The following is a 23,280-nucleotide window of genomic DNA, read 5'->3' as shown; positions in this document are numbered from 1 at the left end:
TCTTAAATATCTGTATTAAAAAGACTTTTACAGAAGCATTCATAGTCTGAATGCTTCTGTTTTTGTGATTTAAGTCTCATTTATAAAGTAGGAAAGCTATGCATAGTCCAATAACACTTGAAGCATTACACATATTAGATGCCATTGATCGTCGTGGGAGTTTCGCAGCTGCAGCAAATGAACTGGACCGAGCGCCTTCTTCATTGAGTTATCAAATCCAGAAGTTAGAGCAAGACTTAGATATCATGATTTTTGATCGCTCAGGCCACCGTGCAAATTTCACGGAAGCGGGGCAGTTAATATTAGAGCAAGGTAGAATCATTCTTGGTGCCACTGAACAACTCGTTAACGATGCGAGTATTCTTGCTAATGGCTGGGAGCTAGATTTAACCATTGCCTTTGATGGCATCATTCCTATTGCCAATTTCTTCCCGTTGGTCGACGAACTCGGGAAAATCAGCAAAACACGTGTTCGCTTACAAGAAGAGATCTTAGCCGGATGTTGGGAATCCCTGACAGATGGCCGAGCCGATTTATTGGTATGTCCCAAGCTCGATACGATTCCAAACGATATGAAAAGTGACATCATTGGTAAGATGGAAATGGTATGGGTCGCGGCATCAAACCACTACGTTCATAAACGTTCTGGGGAGTTCGATCAAAAAGCGAGGGAAAGTTACAGGGTTATTGCAATTGCAGACACTGCACGTGATCAACCAGCGTTAAGTCGCAATATTCTAGAGAAACAACCTCGTTTAACCGTAACAAGCTTCCCAGCAAAGGTAGAGGCTCTGACAACTGGATTAGGGATTGGCACCTTGCCGAGTAGTATTGCTAAGCCGCTGATTGAATCTGGCGTTCTACAGCAGATTTCGGGGACAGAACCACAGCCGATCGATATCGTCATGGCTTGGCGACGCAACAAAATGGGCGACGCCAAGTCTTGGTGTATCCAACATCTTAAAAAGACATGGGCGTTAAAGTAACGGTAACACCATATCTGCAGTACCATCTTCAAAACTGATATCTAGCTCGAAGCCGAGCTTTTGAGCTAGTGTCAGCATCCCTCTATTCGTTGGCATCGTCATGCCCGACATCTGTTTAGTCTGCTTCGCACGGCAGTAATCGATAACCTTAGTCATAAGAATACGACCTAAGCCGACACCTTTCAGATCGGAACGTATCAGAATCGCGAACTCGGCATCGGTGTTCTCAGGGTTAATCAGCGCTCTCGATACACCAATAATCGCAGGCACACCTTGTTCCTTACGAACCACCACAAACGCGATTTCTCTATCAAAATCAATCTGAGTAAAGTTCGCCAACGCCTCATGATTGAATTCACCAACATCACTAAAGAAACGCTTATAAAGATCCTCTTTAGATACGCGATTAATAAAGTCAGCATGAAGCGGTTCATCTTCAGGAAGAATAGGGCGTAGCAACACTTCGGTGCCGTCCTTGAGTACGATATTCTCTTCAAGCTCGACCGGATAAGGGCGAATCGCAAGACGTTCTTGTGGATCGCCTTCGTACGCTTTCAAGATGATATCGGCATCTAATATCGTGAACTTGTCACCATTGGCTAGTACTGGGTGGATATCCAAATCATGTATTTCAGGGCAATCCACTACCATTTGCGATATACGAACCAGCAACTCAGATAGCCCTTCAATGTCGATCGGGTTAGGCAGTTTTTGCAGGCGAATCTTGCCACTTTTTATCGCCCTAATGATCAAGTAACGCGCCAGTGTCATGTTAAGCGGTGGGAAAGCAGCAGCGGCATCAATTGATTCGTCCCACTCAGAGCCACCTTGGCCAAGTAAAATGATAGGGCCAAAGGTTTCATCCGTTGTGACCTTAACTCGCAGTTCTTGGCCGCCAGCAAGCTTGGCCATACCTTGAATCAACAAGCCATGGATATGAGCAGTAGGGAACGACAATTGAGATCGATCGAGAATTGCCTGAGCGGCATTCGCGACTTCACTACTGTTTCGTAAATTGAGCATCACACCTTGAACATCCGACTTATGCGCAATGTCTGGTGAGCGAAGTTTTACGGCGACCGGGTAACCGATCGTTTCAGCAATGTGCACCGCTTCACTTGGGTCAGAAGCAATCCAAGTTGGCAACACATCAAGATTGAAGTGCTTGAAAAACTGACTGTTTTGATGGGTATCAAGACTAACTGTATCTTTATCCAGTAGTTGACGTTCTATCCAATTTTTTGCATCTGCCAAGTCTTCAATGTGCACTTTTTCTGCCGTGGTCGGCGTTTCCATTAACTGACGTTGGTTGCGTCTGTACTCGACCAAGTGCATGAATGCGACCACCGAACTTTCAGGCGTTCGATAGGTTGGGAAACCCGCTTCCGTAAACAGCTTTCTCGCTGGCCTTGCGGTTAACTCACCAGACCAATTCGTTAAGATATTAAAGCGCTTGTGGCGAGGATGCTTTTTAATCGCCTCAATAATTCGCTCTGCCGTTTTGGCTGAATGTGCGACCGCAGAAGGGCTGTGCATGATAAGAATGGCATCCGCTTCATCGCCATCGAGCAAGATGTTTATGGTGTCGATATAGCGTTGATCGCCGGCATCGCCAACAATGTCGATAGGGTTGCTATGAGACCAACTCGATGGCAAAACCTTACTGAGTTTATCGAGCGTATCTTCAGATAATTCTGCGAGCTTACCGCCGCGGTCAAATAGGGTGTCCACGGCCATAATTGCAGGGCCGCCACCATTGGTAACAATAGCCAAGCGCTCGCCACGCAAGGGCACTGAATGAGTCAGTGTCTCTACCGCAGCAAACAGTTCATGTAAGTTCTTAACTCGCAACATACCGCTGCGTCGGATTGCAGAGTCATAGATAATGTCTAAGGTATCGGCACCACCGGTATGTGCCATGGCCGCCGCTCGGCCCTTCGCTGTTCGCCCGCCTTTGAGCACTAGAATTCGTCGGTTGCGTGACGCTGCACGCGCTGCAGAGATAAAGCGCCTCGCATCAGTAATACTATCGACATAAAGCAATATCGCTTCGGTGTGAGAATCGGTGCTCAGATAATCCAAGAGTTCCGAGAATTCAATGTCACTGCCATTGCCTATCGAGATAAACGCTGAGAAGCCAATCTCTTTGTCGTTCGCCCAATCGAGAATCGTGGTACACACTGCAGCCGACTGAGAAACAAAGGCGATTTTACCTGGCAGCGCAGTTACCGGAGAAAAAGAGGCGTTCAAATTTAACCAAGGGACAATAATCCCCAAGCTATTGGAGCCAAGCACCCGAATGTTGTGTTTTTTAGCAATCGCTAGGCATCGTGCATCATACGTTTCGCCATTATCGCTTTGTTGCTGCATATCGGAAGAAAGCACAATGACAGAGGCTATGCCTTTCTCGGCCAGCTCTTCAAAAATGTCCACATTACGGGTCGCATTGGTACAGAGAATCGCAAGGTCAGGCACGATAGGCAGTGACAAAATGTTCTTGTATGAGAGTACGCCTGCCACCGAGTCATATTTTGGCGTAACGGGCATCACCGCACCTTTAAAATCCCCGTGCAACAAATTGTTCATGACGATATATCCCGCGCGCGTTTCTCGTTGAGAAGCACCAACAACAGCGATTGAACGGGGTTTAAGGAGGGGATCAAGATGATTCATAGACATATCCTAGCAATGCACGTAAGTTCATCGTAACTTACTTTTCACTCACGGGTTGATGGCAAATTCACCGAATTCAGATGAATAAGCAAACACTGCATAAAGTTTGTGAAATAGGTCACCCACTAATGGTGTATAATCTCAAAGTTAACTTGATTCTAAACCGACGTATCGGCATGATTTATAGTAATTATTATTAAGGATATAGAGCTTTCCATGAAAAAATTTGCAATTGTGACTTTGCCACTGCTCTTGGCTGCATGTGTATCTGACGACTACGTTACAAATGTAACTTCAGATAGTTATCAAGAAGAGTACAAAACGGCAAAAGTTGAAGCTCCAGTTGTATCTCAATCTGAGCAAACAGGCGTTGTTGAAGAAAACGTTGTCAACGTGATCAGAACCGAACCTGTTGAGCAGAAAGTCACTCAAACGACTAAAGCTAAGCCAGTTGCAGTAGTGACAGGCCCAACGAAGAAACAACAAGATATGAACCAGCGTTTTGGTTACACGGTTCAAGTTGTTGCTGTTGGCAGCCAGAGTAAAGTCGATTCTTTCGTGAAAATGCTACCTACGACTTCTCAACCAGTTTGGGAAAACTACAAAATGGTTAACGGCACTAAGTGGTTCACCGTACTTTACGGTGATTACGCAACACGCTTAGAAGCTAAAAAGGCAATCTCAACGCTGCCAACCACTTTCCAAAACTTGAAGCCGTTTGTTAAGAGCATTGATGACATCAAGAACTCTGAATACCCAACGCTTAACAAGTTGAACTAAGTTTTAATTCAGAAAGAGGGAGCAAATGCTCCTTCTTTTGTTTTAAGACCTGCAGTTTTGTTTAATAGTTAATCGCTCGTTCTTTCGAACACAATTTTAACGTTCAAAACACTGTACCTATTTCGACTTTTGTTTATCATTGAAGTCAGTATTCCTAGTTTCAAGGACCGAATTTACCCATGAACACCATTAACATCCTTCTACTTTGTGGCGGTGGATCTTCAGAGCATGAAGTCTCTTTAGTTTCAGCCAATTACCTTTTTGAACAACTGAATAGCGTTGCCGATTTTAACGTTGTCAGAGTTGAAATTAAAAACGAAGGCTGGTGTCTTGATTCAGGTGAATTGGTTTATCTAGATATCAATAATCAAACCTTACGTGGCGACAACCTAGAGTCTAAAGTCGATTTCATTGCGCCTTGTATTCACGGCTTCCCGGGTGAAACAGGTGACATTCAATCATTATTTGAAATGGCTAAGATTCCGTACTTAGGTTGTGGTTCTGAAGCGAGCAACAACAGCTTCAACAAAATCACTTCAAAGCTTTGGTACGATGCACTTGGCATCCCAAACACGCCGTATCTGTTTTTATCAGACAACAACGACCAAGCTCATTCACAAGCGACTCAAGCTTTTGAAAATTGGGGTAAAGTGTTCGTGAAGGCGGCTCGTCAAGGTTCTTCTGTAGGTTGTTACCAAGTTAACCAAGTGGAAGACTTAAGCGAAGCGATCAATAAGGCGTTTACCTTCTCTGATCAAGTGCTGGTTGAGAAATCAGTTGTGCCTAGAGAGCTAGAAGTTGCCGCTTATGAAATCGATGGTGAGCTACACATCAGCAAACCGGGCGAGGTGATTGCACCTAATGGCGCATTTTACTCTTACGAAGAGAAATACAGCTCAGACAGCCACTCAATTACCGAAGTTGAAGCAAATAACTTAACAGATGAACAACTAGAGTTAATTGCAGACAGTGCTCGTAAAGTATTCACCCAAATGAAGCTTCGTCACTTGTCTCGTATCGATTTCTTCTTAACACAAGACAACGAGATCTACCTGAATGAAGTCAACACCTTCCCAGGTATGACACCAATTTCCATGTTCCCTAAAATGGTTGAACATGATGGCCACAAATTCAGCCAGTTCCTAGAGAACTGTGTGAGAACAAGCATTTCTTAGTTGTTCCAAAATATCTTAGCGAGTCTTACACCACTGGCTAAAGAACATAATAGTGCCTTGAGCTTATTGCCAAGGCACTAGTGTTTTAAACTTCATCTTCTCACTCTCAGCCGTCCCCGAATAACCCACATATTGCGCAGGCATTGCAGGGCTGAGCCAACGACCAAAATCCTGAATCTCCCTCACCTTAAGACCTTGTTTTGACAACTCTTGTGCGGCACCCACACGAATCGAATTCCCTGAAAAATGGTGGTTTTCTGCGAGCTGAAGTAAGTCGCTTGCACTTCTTAGTATCCTATAGATCGACGAATCATCTAAAGGTTGCAGACTGATATTTTCATGCTTGTCTATCGCACGAAACACGGGTAACTCATCTTGTGTCCCAGTAAACGCAAACCAACGCTGAAGAGCAGCACTTGCTACTTGCGACAGCCGATACACTGAATCTTTTACTGTAATCTGGTAATCATTTTCAACGCACTCGACATTACCCATTGATAACGCCTTAAGTTCTGATCGTTTTAAAGCACACTCAAACATCACATTATAAATGGCGATATCTCTGATCTCTTTTAAGCTCGATTTCTCATTTGAAAGTAACGTGTTTAACTCAGCGAGGTGTGCAGATGTCATGGCATTGGTTTGCTTAGCGTCGCCGGCCATTTGAGCTTGCAAGTGGAGCAGGGCAAAACGAACTTGTCTATGCTTAATTGGGTTGGCAAAGCTCAACACAGTATGCAACAAACTAAGCGTTGCAGTGTAACGTTTTAAAGATGCGTATTTTCTGTCACTGGATTCAGTCTCTAGAAAACGACGAACAGCAGTAATAGAGGCAGGGAGTGTGTTGATACGGTTTTTAGTACAGAACGCATGGTAGCGATTCCAATCACTGTAGATACCCAACAGTGAGTTACGAGAGTACTGGTATCCTGTTAACTCATCTATAATTTCAATTGTCGCGTGCCTGTTCAATTTTTCAACAAATGAATTAATTGTCACAGAGTCGGTTAAAATAGGGACTTTTTTTCGCAAATTACCGTACCTCGACAGGTGTTTTTACCATATTATGCTTGATATCATTATAAGTATACTTATGATTAATACAGTGAAAACAAAAAGATGATTAATAGATATGGCTAATTCAATTTACCGTAGCGTCCATCTGCAATCGATGGATGCGAATAACACCATTTGGCGTGCTAAGTTAAAAAACAATGTTATTCAGGGCAACCTAGCTGCCGTGAAGAAGAGTATTGATTGGTGGATTGACACGGCGTCTATTATTGACCCTAAAGAGTTCACTGCATTAAATAAGTCGAGAGGAACTGGTGGCCTAACTGAAAACTTCAACGGCTATCAGATCAAGAATGACACCGGTGAGCCTAACGCGTGGTATTGCATGTTTAACGGGCGTCTTATCAAAGGCGGCAAGATTGCAATCCAGCGTCATATAGAAGCTTACTTACTCGCAAAACAAAAAGCAGAGCAACAAAAGAAGTAATTTATGAGCCTAGTATATTCAACAGAAACAGGTCGTATCACACCTGAAGAAGAGAAAGTCCAACGTCCTAAAGGCGATGGTATCGTTCGAATCCAAAAAGAAACCAAAGGCCGTAAAGGCAAAGGCGTTTCTATAGTAACTGGCTTAGACCTAGATGACGCACCATTAAAACTAATGGCAGCGGAACTCAAAAAAGTGTGTGGCTGCGGCGGCTCAGTAAAAGATGGCAACATCGAGATTCAAGGCGACGCTCGTGACAAGCTCAAAGCGCATCTTGAAAAGAAAGGCTACAAAGTTAAATTTGCTGGCGGTTAAGCTCTAACTAATGCCAGGGGTAAAATCGAAGATTATTATCACTGGTTATTAGGTATTTTATGGTAAATAGCTAATGTGGTTAAATACACAGTATAAATCAGAGAATATCGACACCAAATAAAGGCAGGGCATCACACAAAGATACCTGCCTTATAAACACCAAAATCAATTTAACATAACGTACATAATACGCACTGAGCTTGTAAGCGCAAAGTTGTAATGTCACTATTTTCAAAAGTTAAAATGTCCCTTTAGCTCATCACCACTAGGCTTAATTGATATTGGTAAACGCTATGGACATAACAACATGCTGGTGACTATGAGTGATTCAGAGATCAATCGTTTTAAAGTAATTGAAGATGTGTGTCAGCGACGGATACGCCGGGCCGATGCTGCCGAGATCCTCAGCTTGAGTGTCCGTCACATCCAACGCCTGATGAACCGACTTCGTAAATACGGTGCGAGCGGATTGGCTCATCGCGCTCGCGGTAAGCCTAGCAATCATCGTTCGAAACTCGGTGCTAAGCCTTGTCCGTGAAAACTACAGCGACTTCTCACCAACACTCGCTCAAGAAAAGTTATCTGAGCTGCACAACTTGCCCATATCAAACGAAACTTTACGTCAATGGATGATCGCCGACGGACTGTGGCTTCCACATTCACAACGCAAACCTCGGGTCTATCAGCCTCGTTAAATCTCGCTCTAAAGTTTATGTTTGGGGCATATGAGGACATTTTAAAATGGCATTGACATGTTGACTATTGATGTTAGTGCTCAAACTGAACCCTGCGGAAATGCCGAAGTTCAAGCATGATCAAAACGATTTGTATGATATATCAACTCTAAGTAATATGTGCCGCCTCTCTTCTAGCCAAGCAGAAAACCGCTAGTTTACGCTATTCAAACAAATCAAATTGGTTATCATAATTAATGAAAAATCGTTCTAAAATACTTGTCCCTTTGACATTCGGCATCTTTTCATCATTGTCGGCCTACTCCAATGAAACCACACTCGATCAAAATACATCATACGACAGAGTTTATGTAGGTTACCAAGCGTTAGATGATAAGTACTCAGAATACAATGGTATTAAGATCGGTTATACGAACCAAATATCTAACGGCGGAATTTTGCTTGGCGGTGAATTTAGCTATAACAAGTCAACCAACACTTATTACGACGCAACGTTAGTTGACTTAAACTTCAATGCTGGATTTGATGTGGTATCGTTGTGGTTTGAAAGTGATTACAAAATCGTTCCTTACATAAAACTTGGTCTTGGTTCTTACAAGGAAGATTATGGAAATGTAGACATTTCGGATTTCGGTATCAGCCGTGGTCTAGGAGTACGCTATATAGGAAAGCATGGCTTGTACCTTGACGCTAGCTTACAGAAGCAAAACGTTGACGTAATGGGTTTAACTACTGTAGACATAAAATGGACTGGCCTATCCCTCGGCTGGTCATTCTAATGATCATCTACTAATGAAAATTTTTCAAACAAGGTAACATCGTGGAACTTATATTCTATGTGATTGCATTTGGCATCACGATTTACATTTTTCTACTACCGACAACCATCTCAAGACGAAAAGACCACCCACATAAGACTGCAATAGCAACACTAAACATAGTTGGTAGTCTTTTCTTTGGTACTGGCTGGCTAATAGCCCTAATTTGGAGCTTGATGAACACTAAGCGGCTATAGCGTTAAGATAACCTGTTACGATTCCGTAGCGGTCGTCGAACTAGTCATTTCTAATGAATTCCGACTAAGTAAATATATAAAGACTATACGACGCATGAACTTAAAATTTTCGCAATAGGTATTATTAATTACGAACTGAATTTCTTGTGGATTCAAAGGTTATGCATACTGACGTATTTATAAAGTGACACTGCAACTAATATGGGTACTAACTAGTGAATTAGAAGTCTAAAACCAAACACTTCAAATTACTGTATAAATGCACAGTTAAATTATTATCCCCGTAAAACCGCACTTATTGACCAAATAACAATAAAAACGACATATTCCTTTCTGTTTTTTATTTGGCAGTCACCCTGCTATCACCTATCTCTTTCCGTACGATAATAGGCAAGAACCCAAACAGAAACTAAGAGCAGGAACGTTGCTTCATTACGCAAGTCAAAAGATGGAATTGAGGACGCCTTGCGCAACAAGGAAAAACCATTCACATCGCGTTGTTTGATTTAGACCATTTTAAGCAGATCAACGATCAACATGGCCATGAAGTGGGTGACAAAGTACTTATTCAGTTTGTCGCAACGGCGAACGAGAGCCTTGGTGAGCAGTACTTGCTTTATCGCTGGGGTGGTGAGGAGTTTCTACTCGTTTGCCTCGAGCAAACTGCGCTACAGTGTAACGAATCTATCGGTAATCTTTACCTAGCAATGGACCAAAGCCTTTGGCCTAAAGCGCTTAAAGTAACCGTTTCGACTGGAGTAACGCAGCTCAAGGAGCATGAATCGATACGTACAGCCATCAAACGTGCAGACAAAGCACTCTACCAAGCGAAAGACAACGGACGAAACCAAGTCGCTACATTTTATTAAGGCTCGCTAGACTGGACTGCAGTTACACATTCAACGCTCTGCCTATACTCAATCAACACGTAATCAACACCCTGTCGATATCTACTCTCCACTTAAGCACCCGTTAGATTCTTAAGTGCTGACCAAACAAGCCCATAAGCTTTGCTGTCTCATCAGAACTCAAATCGATTCGTATGCCTATAAGCGCACTCTCGCCATCTGCTATAACACCGTTTGCTAGAAAACCATCTGTAATAACGCAATCAATAGCATTCTCAGGTTGATACGTATTGTTCCTGAATCGCTCTATAAACAGCTCTTCCGTACGCCTCTAAGCTTCCTAAGCACTTGTTTTAAAGTGCACATATTTGGCTAGTAAAGCGTGCTCTAACCAGTGGTTAGTCACTCGCGGTATCGGTTTTGAACATTACCGTCGTCACTTATCTCGCACTGTTCTTAGATGAAATCCTCATTTGTCTGCTTCTGAACATTCATCCACTCGTATCCGCTAAAAATAGAGGTCACAACGTCACTAGCCTTAAAAAACGGCATATATTTAACCACTTAGACGTGGTGACATAAATACTGACACCTAAAATGGCGATTGTTTTACTTTCAGATCTTGCTGTAATTTAATTACAACCCAAAGCCAAGAAAAGCCTTAAAAGTGGATTACTCCGACGTAACTGACTGAATATACTGTATTTAAGGGTTTTTGGTAGATCGGTGTTTAGGGTAACTAAAGAGTTCGGATGTACGAAATAATATACTAGAGGGTAATATATTTAGTTATAGTGCACTAAGGCGTTAAAAAAGAAGGGCTGATGCCCTACTCTTCTTTATTACTCATTTCTTCACGAATTTGCTCAGCAACGATTTTGATAGCTTGTGCTGTGCTGATGCCCTGAGTCATCATTTCTTGAATTCGTTCAACAGCTTTCTGTTGTTCTTCGTGAGAAAGGGTTGGTAAGTCGTTTAGCATGCTCTGCTCCTTTATTTAGGAGCAGAACTATATAAGGACTGTTAGTAACTAGCAAGGAAATTGATTGAAGCACCCATTGCATTTTCGTTTGTGTAGTTTGCACTTAGATCTAACTGGAACAAGTTGAGTGGCGAGATACCAATACCGGCTGTGACTGTTCCTTCTGAATCAGAGTAAGCCAGGTTCTTGTAGTACCCTCCCCTTAACTTAAGCTGACGTAGAAGATCGACTTCGGTACCCACACGAATCATCTGTTCGTTATCAGCAAACGAAGTAAACTTCTCAGTCTCGTTTAGGTCGTAATCAACACTGAAAGAAAAGTAATCCGATACAATGCCGGCACCCACTGTGTATACCGGTTCAAGTTGGTAAGTGTATTTACCGCCAACTTGGTGTGTCGCACTACTTGTGCTGCTGTTTAGCGTTCTCGTCGTATCCTTGGTTTCGATGTCTCGAGAGATTAAGTTAGTTGCTGCAACACCCACTCGGAACGGGCCGAAGAACCAAAGCGCACCAGCATCCATATTAAATGCAGTTTCGCCGTCACTGTTTTCTCTTACATCAGATAAATCGTAATCATCAACCGATGCAACATAGTTGTACGTGTAAATACGTTGGATTTTAGGTGTGATACCAAATGAGATGTGTTGGCCCATAAAGGTTTGGTATTTTGCTAAAGAAAGGCCGACTTCTGCGACACCGATTGAAACCGCTTCAACGGTAGACAGTTCCACTTTATCTGCATCTGAACCTGTTGTGTAAACGTTAGGTGTTGCAAATGATTCTGTGTAGGCTTTAGCGAAAAGGTTTGCCGCGATAAACTGATTAGGAAGAGCAAAGGCGACTACACCACCCAGTTCAACATTGGCTTGGTTGCCATCCAATTTGTTAAGCGCCGCATCGAGTTCTGCAGTATTTGATGCATCAACAACACTATCGATGTTCGATTTCATGTCGTTGGGGTCGTTATAGCTACCACCAAAACTTGGCGTGATCATTCCCATATCATCATTACGACGATAAATGGCAACAAGTGCTGGGTTATAGAATGGAGCGGTTAAGAAGTTTGCTGAAACAACACCAACACCACCCATCGCATCACCACGCGCTTCAATGGCGTAGTTTGCTGCTGAAAGAGGAAGACTGGCGAATGCAATTGATGCTGCGAGTAGTTTAGTCGTATTTTTCATGCCGTTTATCTTTGTTAGATCCCTTACATAGTTAACGGCTCAATTTTAAATTACTTTAACTCTTCTTCGCTAGAAATATCATAAGTTTTACTGATAGTTTGTGCTTGTTCTATCGCTATGTCACCTTGCCAGCGTGAATGCACCATTGAAACCGCCAAAACGTAGCGATCATTTGGAAGTTCTTCGCCAGTGAGGTTCATTGGATAATCAGATTCATAGCTCTTGCCCCACACCTGCTCATAGTGTTCATCGACGTAATCGTACAAACCAATTTCGAGCTTAGGAAGCGGACAATAAGGGTTCAGCAGTTCTTTTTTATCGATGCGCCACGTGTCTTTTGACGCCCAACGAACTTGCTGGCGAAAAGAAACGTCACCAAGAATAATCCAAGTACTCCATGAATTACCGCCATCGCCTTTCACACTTAAACGATACAGGCCTGACTCAAGTTGAGATGCTAAATTGTAACGCTTGCGGTATAGGCTCACCGATGCGTTGTTTACCACTTCACTGTCTTTGGTTAGCTCACTGTCCGATGAAACAATCTTATCGACCCACTTCTCGAAGGTAATATCTTGAATGTTGTTTTCGGATTCAACATTAATCGATACGCGAAAAGTATCTCGGCCAGGGCTTTGAATAATGTGTCTTTTAACGACGACTGAACTGATCCAATCTGGGAGTGTTTTTCTGGTGAGGGTTTTACCACAATCTTTGTTCAATGCTTGATCGAACAGCTCATTGAGGTGGTCTTCTCGTGATTGAGAAGAGTTGATTTGCCAAACTTCCACTAGTGAATCAAACATCTGAGGTAAGTCATTATCCAGCAGGTGTTTATGAACTTGAGTTAGAGTATCGCTACTCTTAAACCAATCTGCAGCTTGCGCGGTATTCACCACGCAAGACAACATTAATAGTGGAAGTAAGGCTTTTTTCATTACGCTTTCATCTTGTAACCAACGCCACGCAGCGTTTCGATTTCTAGACCCGGCAGTTTCTGTCTTAGTTGCAGAACGTGCGTGTCTACCGTACGTGTTGTTGGGAAATGGTTGTAACCCCATACATGGTCAAGCAGCTCATCACGCGTGAAAACACGGCCAAGATTGCTTGCCAAAAATAGCAGTAGGTCGAACTCAGTTCGCGTTAACGTGACTTCCAGTTCATTGAAAAACACTTCACGTGTCGCTTTATCGATAACCAGATTTTGAGCCATCACTTTTGATGCGTCTTGATCTTCAGCATCAGGCAGGCGTAACTGCGCGCGAATTCGAGCAAACAATTCAGCTTCAGCGAAAGGCTTAGTTAGGTAGTCGTTTGCACCTGAATCTAGGCCCGCAACTTTGTCTTTTACTGTTACGAGAGCCGTTAGCAAAATAACTGGGATGTCTTTCTTTTTCTTCCAACCTGGAAGTGAATCTACTGAGTCACCATCAGGAAGTTGACGGTCTAGAATCACTAGGTCCGCTTGTTCCCAGTAGCCTTCAACTTCAGAGATCAGTTCTGCATGCAAACATTCATATCCAGCTTGCTCAAGGCTAACTAATAAACCGTCAGCTAAATTTTTATCATCTTCAACGAGAAGCAATGTCTGTTTCACAAGGTATCTCCAAAATAAATGTTGTTGGGGGGCCTATCAGCGTCATGTGACCGCCCATTTTTCCGACCATAGATTCCACTATCGTCAGACCTAAACCGAGTCCACTCTTACTTACGAATGGCTTTCTTAGTTGCCCCCAATCTTTGCGGGACAAGTCTCCATTATCTATAACTTTGAATGTCAGCTTCTTGTCAGAAGTATTCAGTTCTAGTATCACTGGTGCGACACCGTATTTCACGGCGTTCCTGATCAGGTTGTCGATGCACGTTCCTAACCAATATACGTTTATTTTTGCAGCAATATCTTTGTTTACACGGAGTTCAATGCCCGGTGCAAATTCTTCTTCAACTTTGTATTGAAGCCACTCTTCTACGCTTGGTACCCACTCTGTTGCGAGCGGTTGGTTGTCTGATTGCAAATAGTCTTTACTTGCTTCTGCCAACTGTCTTAAACGGCGTGTATCTTCACACAGCCTACGAAACTCATCATATACCGATTCTGGTAAGTGTTCGAACTCACGTCTGAACCCTTCAACCGTCAATGACAAACTTGCAATCGGCGTTCTTAATTCGTGCGTTAGGATTTGAAGCACCAGCATGCGGCTCTTCATCTCTTGTTTCTTACTGTTCCAACGGTAAACCGCCCACCCCAAAACAAGCATGATGTTGGCGAGCACCAAGATAAACATGGCGACTTGCAGAAGCTCTGAATGATCTTCTATTTCCCAACATACATTACCGCGCTGAACAAAACAGCTTTTGCCTTCTGAAGACAAACTGAACGATAATCCAGAAAGTGTCGCGTTTTCATTCCAGTCTGATTCTTTGTACAGGTAATATCTGTCGCCGCGTTTTACCCACATTTCGTCAAGCTCGACAAACATGCTCGAACCGGCTAACAGTGCCGTGATGGCCTCACTGTCCATATTTTGTAAACGAGATAACAGTTCATCATGTTCAGTGTTTGGACGCTCTTGAATATGCATAAAGCGTTTCAAAGAGTCGAACTTGTCAGGATACTTCTCTACGTATCGCGCCGCATAAGAACCACCACCTGGGTGAATCAAGCCACTACGGCTAAACCAACGATCAGAAAGCTTCGTTCCTTTACACATTGCACGAGTAAAGACTAAAGGCTCGGTGATCAACGGGCTTAACGGTAATTTCCCGCTACAGGTTTTTGATAACTGGTATAAGCGCTGTATGTCTTTTAATGGGTACTCTGCGGTTTGTGGCAGCATAGAAGACGGCATGATCAAACGTGTTGGATAATCAGCCTGCAACAATCGAATATCATAAGATTCGATTGCGGTTTCATGATCAAAGAGTTTGGTGAAATTATCGATACGCTCAGGTAAAGAGTCAGCAAGCGCGTTTGCAGACACAGATAACGTAGCGATAAGAAGAGTAAATGTTCTTTTGATGATCACAAACCAACGCAAATTCATATAGATCAAACAAATATATACCATTCGCTATCAAAGATAAATTTTTAACCGCATGAAAAACAGTGGGAATGGTGAGTTATAGCGATAAATTCCATCATATTAGGATTGTGTTGCACAGGCGTACTCGCTAGCTGATTGATGAATCCAGCCATCATTCGAATGGGTTTTGCTTTGGTTTCTTTACCCTATTCGTTGTGGGTTTGGATTAAGACTAGTTCTGAGGATCAAAAAAAGGAGCTCAAATGAGCTCCTAGTCTGGTTATTACATGGTGCTTAAAAAGCACTTAGAGACTATTAGAAAACCTCTTGGAAATCTTCTTAAAAAACTTCTTAGAAAACTCTTAGAAATTTTCTTAAAAAGAAACTAGAAAATGCTTTCTATAGATGTTCTAGAATGCCTAAACAGCTCTGTTTAGCATCACCAAACAACATCTGCGTATTCTCTTTGAAGAACAGTGGGTTTTGCACACCGGCGTAACCTGTGTTCATCGAACGTTTGAATACGATAACATTCTGAGCATTCCAAACTTCAAGTACTGGCATACCAGCAATTGGGCTGTTCGGATCTTCAAGTGCTGCAGGGTTCACTGTATCATTTGCACCAATAACCAATACAGTATCGGTCTCATCGAAGTCATCATTGATTTCGTCCATTTCAAGAACGATATCGTAAGGAACTTTTGCTTCAGCAAGTAGTACATTCATGTGACCCGGTAACCTACCAGCAACTGGGTGGATACCAAATCGAACTTTGATACCCTGCGCTCTTAGCTTGTCAGTGATTTCATGCACTGGGTATTGAGCTTGAGCTACTGCCATGCCGTACCCTGGAGTGATGATCACTGACTTAGAGTTTTTCAGCATGTCTGCCACATCTTCAGCTGATGTTTCGCGGTGTTCACCCTGCTCTTCATCGCCATCAGATACAACGACGTCTTGGCCGAATCCACCAGCGATAACACTAATGAACGAACGGTTCATCGCCTTACACATGATGTAAGACAGAATCGCACCTGATGAACCTACTAACGCACCAGTTACGATAAGCAGATCGTTCGCAAGCATGAAGCCTGCTGCCGCTGCTGCCCAACCAGAGTAAGAGTTCAGCATAGAAACAACCACTGGCATATCTGCGCCGCCAATCGATGCCACTAGGTGGTAACCGAATGCGAATGCGATAAGAGTCATCACCATTAATGCGAACATACTGCCGTCAGCTTTAACGAACATAATCATGAGCAATGTAGAAGCAACGATAGCCGCTAGGTTCCACTTATGCTTATGAGGGATGTTAAGTGCCGACGAAGAGATAACGCCGCGAAGCTTACCAAATGCAACAATAGAACCGGTGAAGGTTACCGCACCGATAAACACGCCTAGAAACACTTCCACTAAGTGGATAACGTGTTCTGCATGCGTTGCCGCTTCTGGTGCATCAATGTAGCTGTTGTAACCAACAAGCACTGCCGCCATACCTACGAAGCTGTGCAGAATTGCCACCAGCTCTGGCATTTCAGTCATTTCTACTTTCTTCGCGAAGTGGATACCAATACCACCACCGATCACCATAGCAATGATGATCCACACAATTCCAGCAGAATGAGGGCCAAAGATCGTCGCGATCAACGCGATTGCCATACCCGTAATACCGTAATAGTTACCTGCACGTGCAGATTCCTGTTTCGATAACCCGGCCAAGCTCATTATAAAGAATACAGCAGCAACAATATAAGCTGCTTGTACTAATCCTTCAGACATCTGTTACTCCTTAGTCTTTACGGAACATTTCAAGCATACGTTTGGTCACGGTAAAGCCACCAAAGATATTGATACTTGCAATTAATACGGCAATAAATGATAAGAATGTGACGACGCCACTTCCTTGTCCTATCTGTAACAGTGCGCCTACTACAATGATCCCTGAAATCGCGTTAGTTACGGACATCAGAGGTGTATGCAATGAATGGCTTACATTCCAAACTACGTAATAACCCACCACACAAGCGAGAACAAAAACGGTAAAGTGAGATAAGAACGCAGCAGGAGCAACCGAAGCTATCCAAGCGAAAGCACCAACAGCAACTGCCATACCCGCCGCTTTCTTAATTGGAGAGACAGGTTCTTGAACTTTTGGTTCAGGTCTCACCGCTTTAGGCTTAGCTTGTTGTGGTTGAGCAGAAACTTGAATTGGTGGAGCTGGCCAAGTCACTTCGCCCTCTTTAACCACCGTTACGCCACGTAAGACGACATCTTCAAAGTCGATATTGATGTTGCCATCTTTCTCTTTGCAAAGCAGTTTCAGCAGGTTAACTAAGTTAGTCGCGTATAGCTGAGATGATTGAGTCGGCAGTCGACCAACCATATCGGTGTAACCTACCACTTTCACGCCATTAGCGGTTGTGATCACTTGATCTGCAACCGTGTATTCACAGTTACCGCCATTCGCAGCGGCAAGATCCACAATGACGCTACCTGCACTCATGCTGTCTACCATCTCTTTGGTAATCAGCTTCGGAGCCGGGCGACCTGGGATAAGTGCCGTTGTAATAATGATATCGACGTCTTTTGCTTGAGCCGCATAAAGCTCTTCCGCTTTCTTATTGAATGCTTCAGACATCTCTTTTGCGTAGCCATCACCCGCGCTGGTATCTTCCTTGAAATCGACTTCCAAGAATTCAGCGCCCATAGATTCGACTTGCTCTTTTACTTCAGGACGAACATCGAACGAACGAACGATCGCACCCAAACTACCTGCAGCACCAATCGCCGCTAGGCCAGCAACACCCGCACCAGCAACCAATACTTTCGCTGGTGGAACTTTACCTGCCGCCGTAATTTGACCCGTGAAGAATCGACCAAACTCATGTGCCGCTTCAACAACGGCACGATAACCGGCGATGTTTGCCATAGAACTCAATGCATCTAGCGCCTGAGCTCTCGAAATTCGTGGAACAGAATCCATCGCCATCACGTTGATGCTACGAGTGGACAATTGTTCCATTAATTCTGGATTTTGAGCAGGCCAAATAAAGCTGACCAATGTTGCGCCATCTTTAAGTAGATCGATTTCGTTTTTAGACTCGTCAACGATCGGAGCGTTAACTTTAAAGATAATATCGGATTTCCAAGCTTCATCTGCGGTAACAACTTTTGCTCCAGCTTGTTCATAAGCTGCATCTTCAAAACTTGCTAACGCACCTGCTTGTGATTCAACACAAACTTCAAACCCTAATTTTAGAAGCTGTTCTACCGATTTCGGCGAAGCAGCGACTCGCGTTTCACCTGCGAGTGTTTCTCTTGGTACACCAATTTGCATAGCTATTCCTTGACTATTGGCACGAATGACTTATTCGTTTGTATCTAACGACAACTAATACTTCAAGCGTTTTGTTCAAAGAACAGGAAAAGTTATTACTTATAACGATCTGGATGGAATTTGAGCGCTTCATTTGAAGAAATGACGACCGTCTCGAACTAAGAGGTCAAACCACTTGCAAATAATCCTTTAAATAACAACTTACTAGCTGTTCTTTGTCCCTAAAACTAAAAAGAGCTTTCAGCATATACACTGAAAGCTCTCTAAATTATGACCAACATCAATTCTAACCCTATTTGGTTAGCTAAAAATATTGTCGCCCATTTGGTCGATGAACATCTGCGATTTTTTTAGCATCAATTCATCGGCATCTTGTTTGTTTGAAACAACATCTGAACGAATAAAACGATGAGTTTTGATTTCACCGTCGAATTCTTTCTCGATTCGCCCAGCAACACGGTATTGACCAGATTCTGCAATGGCATCTTGATAGATATTGAAACCTTTATATTCGACTGGCTCAATCTCTACTTTTTGTTCGGTTTTTTCTTTGCCACCAAATAATCTAGAAAAGAATCCCACGTTTTTTACTCCTTAAATGACCGTATTAACCCTAAACTATCACGACTGTTTACGGTTCAACAATGGCTTTTCATACCACTGCAATTCTACGTCATCATCAAAATTGTGTTGACTAAAGATAACGGGCACATTGTCGTCACGTTCGCGTCTTCTATCGTCAATGATCATACTTTCTGCATTCTTGACCGCGATCTCACTATTTCGTTTATAGAGTACCAATTTGTCTTCTGGCAATGCCGAAAGAAAATCGATATCGAAACGAATATAGATGGGCTTAAGTTGACCTAAAGCCAAACACGCGAGATCAGCCAACTGTTCGTTGTTATAACTAGACACATACTCCTCGGTAGCCAAGACCTGACCCACCAGCGTTTCCATATAGTTGTGAACATCAACACTAATTTGCATACCACACCTCCATTTGTAGCTATCACGACAGATCGCTATCACGACAGATCGAGTTCTAGCCTGATTGGCAACGACCTACATATTGTTACCTTACTATACCCTACTCATTACTACAGATTTACTAACTGCATGTTAACTAACTATAACGACTAATTAATTTCTCATATATACTGTGTAGTTGGTTCTATGGTTAATAGCAACTCAAATACATATAAAAATGGTTGCACCATTAGCGGCCTATGACTATGTTTTTGCTCTAATTTAAGTAAAAAGCTTGGCATTCGCTTGTTTAACCGTATCCTACGTATAAAATTAAATTATAAGATCATCAGTATAATTAGGCTCACCACGTAAATGGCATCTTCTTTTGTAACGTCGAGCATGTTTCGATTTTGCTTCCCTCTATTTTTATTGGCAATTTTACTCGCTGGTATGAACAACGTCATTCTTGTGACGGATTCAAACCTAGGGTTTGCTAGCAACCTTCCATATATCTTATTGAGCGTTGCCGTTTTGCTATGCCATACATTCAGACAAGGGCGCATGGCCATGGTGTCATTAACCATGCTAGTAGCCTATTTGATCATCCAAGTTCGCTTACAAACCCCTTTGGACACCGGGACCACCTTATTAGAGCTGTCGTTACTTGCGGCATTAGTACCGGTTACTTGCTTATTGGTGTATGCCTTCCCGGATAACGGTGTCAATTCAAAGTCGATGCTCCTCTACGCCATCGTTCTCGTGCTGTTTATGGTTTGGGCGCAATTGATCGTTTCTCATTTCCATGCTGGCGGTTTTGAATCATGGAGTGAAGGCCTACTGTTCATTGTTAGAGACTTCTCCAAACTGCCTTTTGTTTTGGTGTTGTATAGCCTTTGCTTACTTGGCCTTACAGCCATCCTAGTGCTGGTGTACAACCGTTCTATCGATGTTGTCGTTTATAGCACTATCTTGCTGTCTTCTTGTACGTTCATCTTCTTTGACGTGCAGTACATCTCTAGCACTATGTTCTCCTTATCAGGCACGTTGATCATCGTCTATGTGATGTCTGCTAGCCACGATATGGCGTTTAATGACCAACTGACTAACATCCCAGGTCGACACGCCTTAGAAGTCGATATGAAGCACTTAGGCCGCAAATATTCGATGGCTATGGTTGATATCGACCACTTCAAGAAATTTAACGATGCCTATGGCCATGACATTGGCGACGATGTGCTGAAACTGGTGGCTCGTATTCTTAGAGAAACCACTGGTGGTGCGAAAGCGTATCGCTATGGTGGAGAAGAGTTCACGATTATTTTTAAAGGCAAATACACGGAACAAGTGAAAGAGCACCTTCAAGTTCTGATTTCAGAGATTCAAAACTACGACATGACCATTCGAAATAGCCACGAGCGCCCTGATGACCATGAAGTGGGTATCAAAAATCGTGGTCAGAACGGAAAACCATCGGAAGTGGTAAACGTGACGGTGAGTATTGGGCTGTCTGATAGCACAACCACCAAGCATCCTGAAGAAGTATTGAAGCTTGCTGACAAGGCACTCTACAAAGCGAAAGAAACCGGCCGAAACAAGCTGTGTGTTGATAGCTAAACATAAGTGTCGATAACTCGACTAGAGGGAGATTAATCTTGGTTGAAGAAGATAACTAAGCTCCCTCCTTTCAGACTACTTCCGTAATTGATCGTAAACCCAATTCCAACATTATCAACCCAGTCGTTAAATAGATTTGGGTTGAGTAGCCAACCTACACTGCCTTCGTAGTATGACGTTGTACCCATAGAAGCAACGGTATCACCACCGATATCAATTCTTCTTATACTGGAGTACATAGAAGTAATGTTCTTATCCCAGCGTATTAAGTCATAGAAAATCTTGGCTTCATTGGCGATATACCAACCTTCGGGATATCCAACGTTGCCATTATTAGCCTCTCCCCAACCTATACCATTGAAGTAATGCCAACTAGTACTTAACTTGTATTTTCCCCAGTCATTCTTGTCTTCAAAGGTCAATTTAATCTTAGGTTCAATGATGTAAGCCCATGCATCGGTATTGAGATAAACGTTATCCAATTGATCTTTAATAGGCTCAAGTAATGATGAACGATATTCGAAGTCATTACGGTAATAAGAGATGTGGTTACCAATAGCAGAACTGAAACTCCAGTGCTCATCTAATTGGGATACATTCGCAAATTCTACATAGCCAGAAATGACTGATTCTTTTTGAAAATCGCTTTTCACCGTAGACGCGTACGAAATGTCCTTCTCAATACGCAGTGCAGACAAACGCAATGTTATCTCTTGATGATTATCTTCAATATATTCAGGAAGTTCAAACGTATACGGAAGGCTGATTGAAGTAATATCTTTTCTGCGACTTACAGAGTCTTTTGAACCAATATCTTCGTTATCTAAACTAAAGACTTTGTTTGGATCAAAATTATTAATACCAAAGGTAAACACGTCGGTGTCGTTAAGCAGTACGCTCGTCGCGAATGTTCGTTCGAGATCCTTTCTGAATGAATCTGTCAACGAGTTTGCATTACCTATTGTAGGAAAGATAAAACAAAGCAGTGGAAGTATGGTTGCCCTGTTTATGTTTACCCTAGAGCATAACTTTGAATGTGGCATTTCTTTTATCACTAAATCAGCTTCCTAGCACAATGCTATTAGAAGTATAAATTCAATTATCTAAAAGAGCTCACCAACTAACGCGCAAGCTCTAAAATAGTTCGCTGTATAAAGGTATTTCTACCACTTTGCTTTGCTTGATAAAGCGCCTGGTCAACCTTGTCGTAAATAGAGGCCGTAGATTCATCACCTCCGGGTACAAATGACAACACACCTTGTGACACTGTCACTCTATCAGATACCATTGAATGATCGTGTGCATAATTCATTTCATGCAGCGCTTCTTTGACTCGGATAGCTTGTAACTTAGCCGTTTCACTGTCGGTATCACTCAGAATCAAAACAAACTCTTCACCGCCATAACGCCCTACATACTCACCCGCACGAACGAAGAGTTGCTTTAAGGTCGAGGCAAGGCCTTGCAAGCAGGTATCCCCTTGAATATGCCCGTAATTATCGTTGTAAGGCTTAAAGAAGTCTACATCTAATAAAATGACTGTCATGGGTATATTACGCCTTCCATGCCATGCAATACTTTCTTCAAGCTTAGTGTCCATATATCGACGATTATACAGTTTGGTGAGACCGTCTTCGTTTGCTTGTTGCTGTAGGAGTATGTTGAGTTCTTCGAGTTTGGCAGTACTCTGCTTTAATTCTCGTCGCATGTGCGCGATACGCTGCATTGCGATCAGCTTGGAATTCAAAACAACTTTGTTAACTGGCTTAATCAGGTAATCGTCACCGCCCGCATCAATCGCCTTAGCGATCATTGCTGGCTCTTCGTGACCACTCAAAAAGATGATAGGAACCCATTCAGGGAATCGACTGCGAACCTCATTAGCTACTTCAAAACCATCCATGTCTGGCATGCTGATATCGAGCAATACGAGTTCAGGATCAAAATCAGAATAAACATTCAGGGCTTCCTTTCCGCTGCCGACAGCTTCAACAATATGACCTAATTGCTTAAGTCGAATAGCAAGTTGCATCCGGTCGAGTTGAACATCATCAACCAGCAATATGCGCATCGAAGATCCCTTTTCTATCATCACATCACCTTTATCTAGTGTTGAATATTCAAAGTAGCTCAAATTTGGGCTTAAATCATGCCCTAATCTCTATATTATATTG

21 protein-coding genes and 2 pseudogenes are annotated in these 23,280 nt (G+C 42.8%); 10 read left to right on the top strand and 13 right to left on the bottom strand.

Annotated elements, in window-relative coordinates; translation table 11 throughout:
• Positions 1-98: 98 nt before the first annotated feature.
• Positions 99-986 (top strand): LysR family transcriptional regulator, encoded by an 888-nt coding sequence (locus AC3CIA_RS22810; RefSeq protein WP_004730984.1) that lies wholly within the window; start codon positions 99-101, stop codon positions 984-986.
• Here the strand turns inward: AC3CIA_RS22810 and AC3CIA_RS22805 are convergent.
• Positions 978-3,659, bottom strand: a complete 2,682-nt coding sequence (locus AC3CIA_RS22805) for a bifunctional acetate--CoA ligase family protein/GNAT family N-acetyltransferase (RefSeq protein WP_488519123.1) — start codon at positions 3,657-3,659, stop codon at positions 978-980. The two genes, AC3CIA_RS22810 and AC3CIA_RS22805, sit on opposite strands and share 9 nt — an antisense overlap.
• 216 nt (positions 3,660-3,875) lie before the next feature.
• Here AC3CIA_RS22805 and AC3CIA_RS22800 point away from each other — a divergent pair, with 216 nt between their 5' ends.
• Both AC3CIA_RS22800 and AC3CIA_RS22795 read left to right on the top strand, forming a co-directional pair.
• Positions 3,876-4,439 carry an SPOR domain-containing protein gene (locus AC3CIA_RS22800; protein ID WP_004730988.1) on the top strand — a complete coding sequence of 188 codons (564 nt, stop codon included), beginning with the start codon at positions 3,876-3,878 and terminating at the stop codon, positions 4,437-4,439.
• A 179-nt stretch (positions 4,440-4,618) separates the two neighbouring features.
• Positions 4,619-5,614, top strand: coding sequence for a D-alanine--D-alanine ligase (locus AC3CIA_RS22795; RefSeq protein WP_054546869.1), 996 nt, complete (start codon positions 4,619-4,621; stop codon positions 5,612-5,614).
• A 63-nt stretch (positions 5,615-5,677) separates the two neighbouring features.
• Here the strand turns inward: AC3CIA_RS22795 and AC3CIA_RS22790 are convergent, their stop codons facing one another.
• Positions 5,678-6,646 (bottom strand): tyrosine-type recombinase/integrase, encoded by a 969-nt coding sequence (locus AC3CIA_RS22790; RefSeq protein WP_054546868.1) that lies wholly within the window; start codon positions 6,644-6,646, stop codon positions 5,678-5,680.
• A 100-nt stretch (positions 6,647-6,746) separates the two neighbouring features.
• On the opposite strand from AC3CIA_RS22790, the gene AC3CIA_RS22785 reads away from it, so the two are divergent.
• From AC3CIA_RS22785 to AC3CIA_RS22760, 6 genes and pseudogenes are all read left to right on the top strand, one after another.
• The gene (locus tag AC3CIA_RS22785; RefSeq protein WP_004730993.1) at positions 6,747-7,115 is read left to right on the top strand and encodes a DUF3319 domain-containing protein; all 369 of its coding nucleotides are present in this window, start codon (positions 6,747-6,749) and stop codon (positions 7,113-7,115) included.
• 3 nt (positions 7,116-7,118) lie between these two features.
• On the top strand, positions 7,119-7,430 hold the full coding sequence (gene yciH, locus AC3CIA_RS22780; protein ID WP_145565382.1) for a stress response translation initiation inhibitor YciH: 312 nt from the start codon (positions 7,119-7,121) through the stop codon (positions 7,428-7,430).
• A 319-nt stretch (positions 7,431-7,749) separates the two neighbouring features.
• A pseudogene (locus AC3CIA_RS22775) lies at positions 7,750-8,122 on the top strand (ISNCY family transposase); the annotation flags it as partial.
• A 239-nt stretch (positions 8,123-8,361) separates the two neighbouring features.
• The gene (locus AC3CIA_RS22770) at positions 8,362-8,904 is read left to right on the top strand and encodes a hypothetical protein (protein ID WP_135458701.1); all 543 of its coding nucleotides are present in this window, start codon (positions 8,362-8,364) and stop codon (positions 8,902-8,904) included.
• Positions 8,905-8,945: 41 nt separating this feature from the next.
• Positions 8,946-9,140 carry a superinfection immunity protein gene (locus AC3CIA_RS22765; protein ID WP_167853058.1) on the top strand — a complete coding sequence of 65 codons (195 nt, stop codon included), beginning with the start codon at positions 8,946-8,948 and terminating at the stop codon, positions 9,138-9,140.
• Positions 9,141-9,604: 464 nt separating this feature from the next.
• Positions 9,605-10,009: pseudogene (locus AC3CIA_RS22760) on the top strand (GGDEF domain-containing protein); the annotation flags it as partial.
• An 808-nt stretch (positions 10,010-10,817) separates the two neighbouring features.
• Here the strand turns inward: AC3CIA_RS22760 and AC3CIA_RS22755 are convergent.
• From AC3CIA_RS22755 to AC3CIA_RS22715, 9 genes are all read right to left on the bottom strand, one after another.
• Positions 10,818-10,970, bottom strand: a complete 153-nt coding sequence (locus tag AC3CIA_RS22755; protein WP_004731009.1) for a YoaH family protein — start codon at positions 10,968-10,970, stop codon at positions 10,818-10,820.
• Positions 10,971-11,011: 41 nt separating this feature from the next.
• On the bottom strand, positions 11,012-12,160 hold the full coding sequence (locus AC3CIA_RS22750; RefSeq protein ID WP_017079243.1) for a conjugal transfer protein TraF: 1,149 nt from the start codon (positions 12,158-12,160) through the stop codon (positions 11,012-11,014).
• Positions 12,161-12,210: 50 nt separating this feature from the next.
• Positions 12,211-13,098 (bottom strand): DUF2861 family protein, encoded by an 888-nt coding sequence (locus tag AC3CIA_RS22745; protein WP_488519122.1) that lies wholly within the window; start codon positions 13,096-13,098, stop codon positions 12,211-12,213.
• The gene (vxrB, locus tag AC3CIA_RS22740) at positions 13,098-13,757 is read right to left on the bottom strand and encodes a response regulator transcription factor VxrB (RefSeq protein ID WP_009845363.1); all 660 of its coding nucleotides are present in this window, start codon (positions 13,755-13,757) and stop codon (positions 13,098-13,100) included. Before vxrB ends, AC3CIA_RS22745 begins: the two co-directional genes overlap by 1 nt.
• Complete coding sequence (gene vxrA / locus AC3CIA_RS22735; protein ID WP_054546846.1) at positions 13,732-15,204, bottom strand: sensor histidine kinase VxrA; 1,473 nt, start codon at positions 15,202-15,204, stop codon at positions 13,732-13,734. Before vxrA ends, vxrB begins: the two co-directional genes overlap by 26 nt.
• A gap of 378 nt (positions 15,205-15,582) precedes the next feature.
• Positions 15,583-16,962 carry a Re/Si-specific NAD(P)(+) transhydrogenase subunit beta gene (gene pntB, locus AC3CIA_RS22730; RefSeq protein ID WP_017079246.1) on the bottom strand — a complete coding sequence of 460 codons (1,380 nt, stop codon included), beginning with the start codon at positions 16,960-16,962 and terminating at the stop codon, positions 15,583-15,585.
• A 10-nt stretch (positions 16,963-16,972) separates the two neighbouring features.
• Positions 16,973-18,520 (bottom strand): Re/Si-specific NAD(P)(+) transhydrogenase subunit alpha, encoded by a 1,548-nt coding sequence (pntA, locus tag AC3CIA_RS22725; RefSeq protein ID WP_076648415.1) that lies wholly within the window; start codon positions 18,518-18,520, stop codon positions 16,973-16,975.
• A gap of 300 nt (positions 18,521-18,820) precedes the next feature.
• A complete protein-coding gene (locus tag AC3CIA_RS22720; RefSeq protein ID WP_004731023.1) occupies positions 18,821-19,102 on the bottom strand; it encodes an HlyU family transcriptional regulator in 282 nt (93 codons plus the stop codon).
• Positions 19,103-19,141: 39 nt separating this feature from the next.
• Positions 19,142-19,510 (bottom strand): late competence development ComFB family protein, encoded by a 369-nt coding sequence (locus AC3CIA_RS22715; protein ID WP_004731025.1) that lies wholly within the window; start codon positions 19,508-19,510, stop codon positions 19,142-19,144.
• A 354-nt stretch (positions 19,511-19,864) separates the two neighbouring features.
• On the opposite strand from AC3CIA_RS22715, the gene AC3CIA_RS22710 reads away from it, so the two are divergent.
• Entirely contained in the window at positions 19,865-21,106 is a 1,242-nt protein-coding gene (locus tag AC3CIA_RS22710; protein ID WP_488519121.1) for a GGDEF domain-containing protein, read from the top strand.
• A gap of 32 nt (positions 21,107-21,138) precedes the next feature.
• On the opposite strand, the gene AC3CIA_RS22705 is transcribed toward AC3CIA_RS22710, so the two are convergent.
• Both AC3CIA_RS22705 and AC3CIA_RS22700 read right to left on the bottom strand, forming a co-directional pair.
• On the bottom strand, positions 21,139-22,149 hold the full coding sequence (locus tag AC3CIA_RS22705; protein ID WP_488519120.1) for a Solitary outer membrane autotransporter beta-barrel domain: 1,011 nt from the start codon (positions 22,147-22,149) through the stop codon (positions 21,139-21,141).
• A gap of 77 nt (positions 22,150-22,226) precedes the next feature.
• Positions 22,227-23,177 (bottom strand): diguanylate cyclase, encoded by a 951-nt coding sequence (locus AC3CIA_RS22700; RefSeq protein ID WP_488519119.1) that lies wholly within the window; start codon positions 23,175-23,177, stop codon positions 22,227-22,229.
• Positions 23,178-23,280: the final 103 nt, after the last annotated feature.

The sequence above is a fragment of the Vibrio sp. QJM3NY_27 genome, from assembly GCF_057785955.1.
Note: the sequence above shows the minus strand (reverse complement) of the source record. Positions and strands in the feature narration are given on the sequence as shown.

Excerpts from the sequence above, each read along its gene's own strand:
- AC3CIA_RS22810 (WP_004730984.1), top strand. The coding sequence starts at position 99 with ATGCATAGTCCAATAACACTTGAAGCATTACACATATTAGATGCCATT.
- AC3CIA_RS22805 (WP_488519123.1), bottom strand. The coding sequence starts at position 3,659 with ATGAATCATCTTGATCCCCTCCTTAAACCCCGTTCAATCGCTGTTGTT.
- AC3CIA_RS22800 (WP_004730988.1), top strand. The coding sequence starts at position 3,876 with ATGAAAAAATTTGCAATTGTGACTTTGCCACTGCTCTTGGCTGCATGT.
- AC3CIA_RS22795 (WP_054546869.1), top strand. The coding sequence starts at position 4,619 with ATGAACACCATTAACATCCTTCTACTTTGTGGCGGTGGATCTTCAGAG.
- AC3CIA_RS22785 (WP_004730993.1), top strand. The coding sequence starts at position 6,747 with ATGGCTAATTCAATTTACCGTAGCGTCCATCTGCAATCGATGGATGCG.
- yciH (WP_145565382.1), top strand. The coding sequence starts at position 7,119 with ATGAGCCTAGTATATTCAACAGAAACAGGTCGTATCACACCTGAAGAA.
- AC3CIA_RS22770 (WP_135458701.1), top strand. The coding sequence starts at position 8,362 with ATGAAAAATCGTTCTAAAATACTTGTCCCTTTGACATTCGGCATCTTT.
- AC3CIA_RS22755 (WP_004731009.1), bottom strand. The coding sequence starts at position 10,970 with ATGCTAAACGACTTACCAACCCTTTCTCACGAAGAACAACAGAAAGCT.
- AC3CIA_RS22750 (WP_017079243.1), bottom strand. The coding sequence starts at position 12,160 with ATGAAAAATACGACTAAACTACTCGCAGCATCAATTGCATTCGCCAGT.
- AC3CIA_RS22745 (WP_488519122.1), bottom strand. The coding sequence starts at position 13,098 with ATGAAAAAAGCCTTACTTCCACTATTAATGTTGTCTTGCGTGGTGAAT.
- vxrA (WP_054546846.1), bottom strand. The coding sequence starts at position 15,204 with ATGAATTTGCGTTGGTTTGTGATCATCAAAAGAACATTTACTCTTCTT.
- pntB (WP_017079246.1), bottom strand. The coding sequence starts at position 16,962 with ATGTCTGAAGGATTAGTACAAGCAGCTTATATTGTTGCTGCTGTATTC.
- pntA (WP_076648415.1), bottom strand. The coding sequence starts at position 18,520 with ATGCAAATTGGTGTACCAAGAGAAACACTCGCAGGTGAAACGCGAGTC.
- AC3CIA_RS22715 (WP_004731025.1), bottom strand. The coding sequence starts at position 19,510 with ATGCAAATTAGTGTTGATGTTCACAACTATATGGAAACGCTGGTGGGT.
- AC3CIA_RS22710 (WP_488519121.1), top strand. The coding sequence starts at position 19,865 with ATGGCATCTTCTTTTGTAACGTCGAGCATGTTTCGATTTTGCTTCCCT.
- AC3CIA_RS22705 (WP_488519120.1), bottom strand. The coding sequence starts at position 22,149 with ATGCCACATTCAAAGTTATGCTCTAGGGTAAACATAAACAGGGCAACC.
- AC3CIA_RS22700 (WP_488519119.1), bottom strand. The coding sequence starts at position 23,177 with ATGCGCATATTGCTGGTTGATGATGTTCAACTCGACCGGATGCAACTT.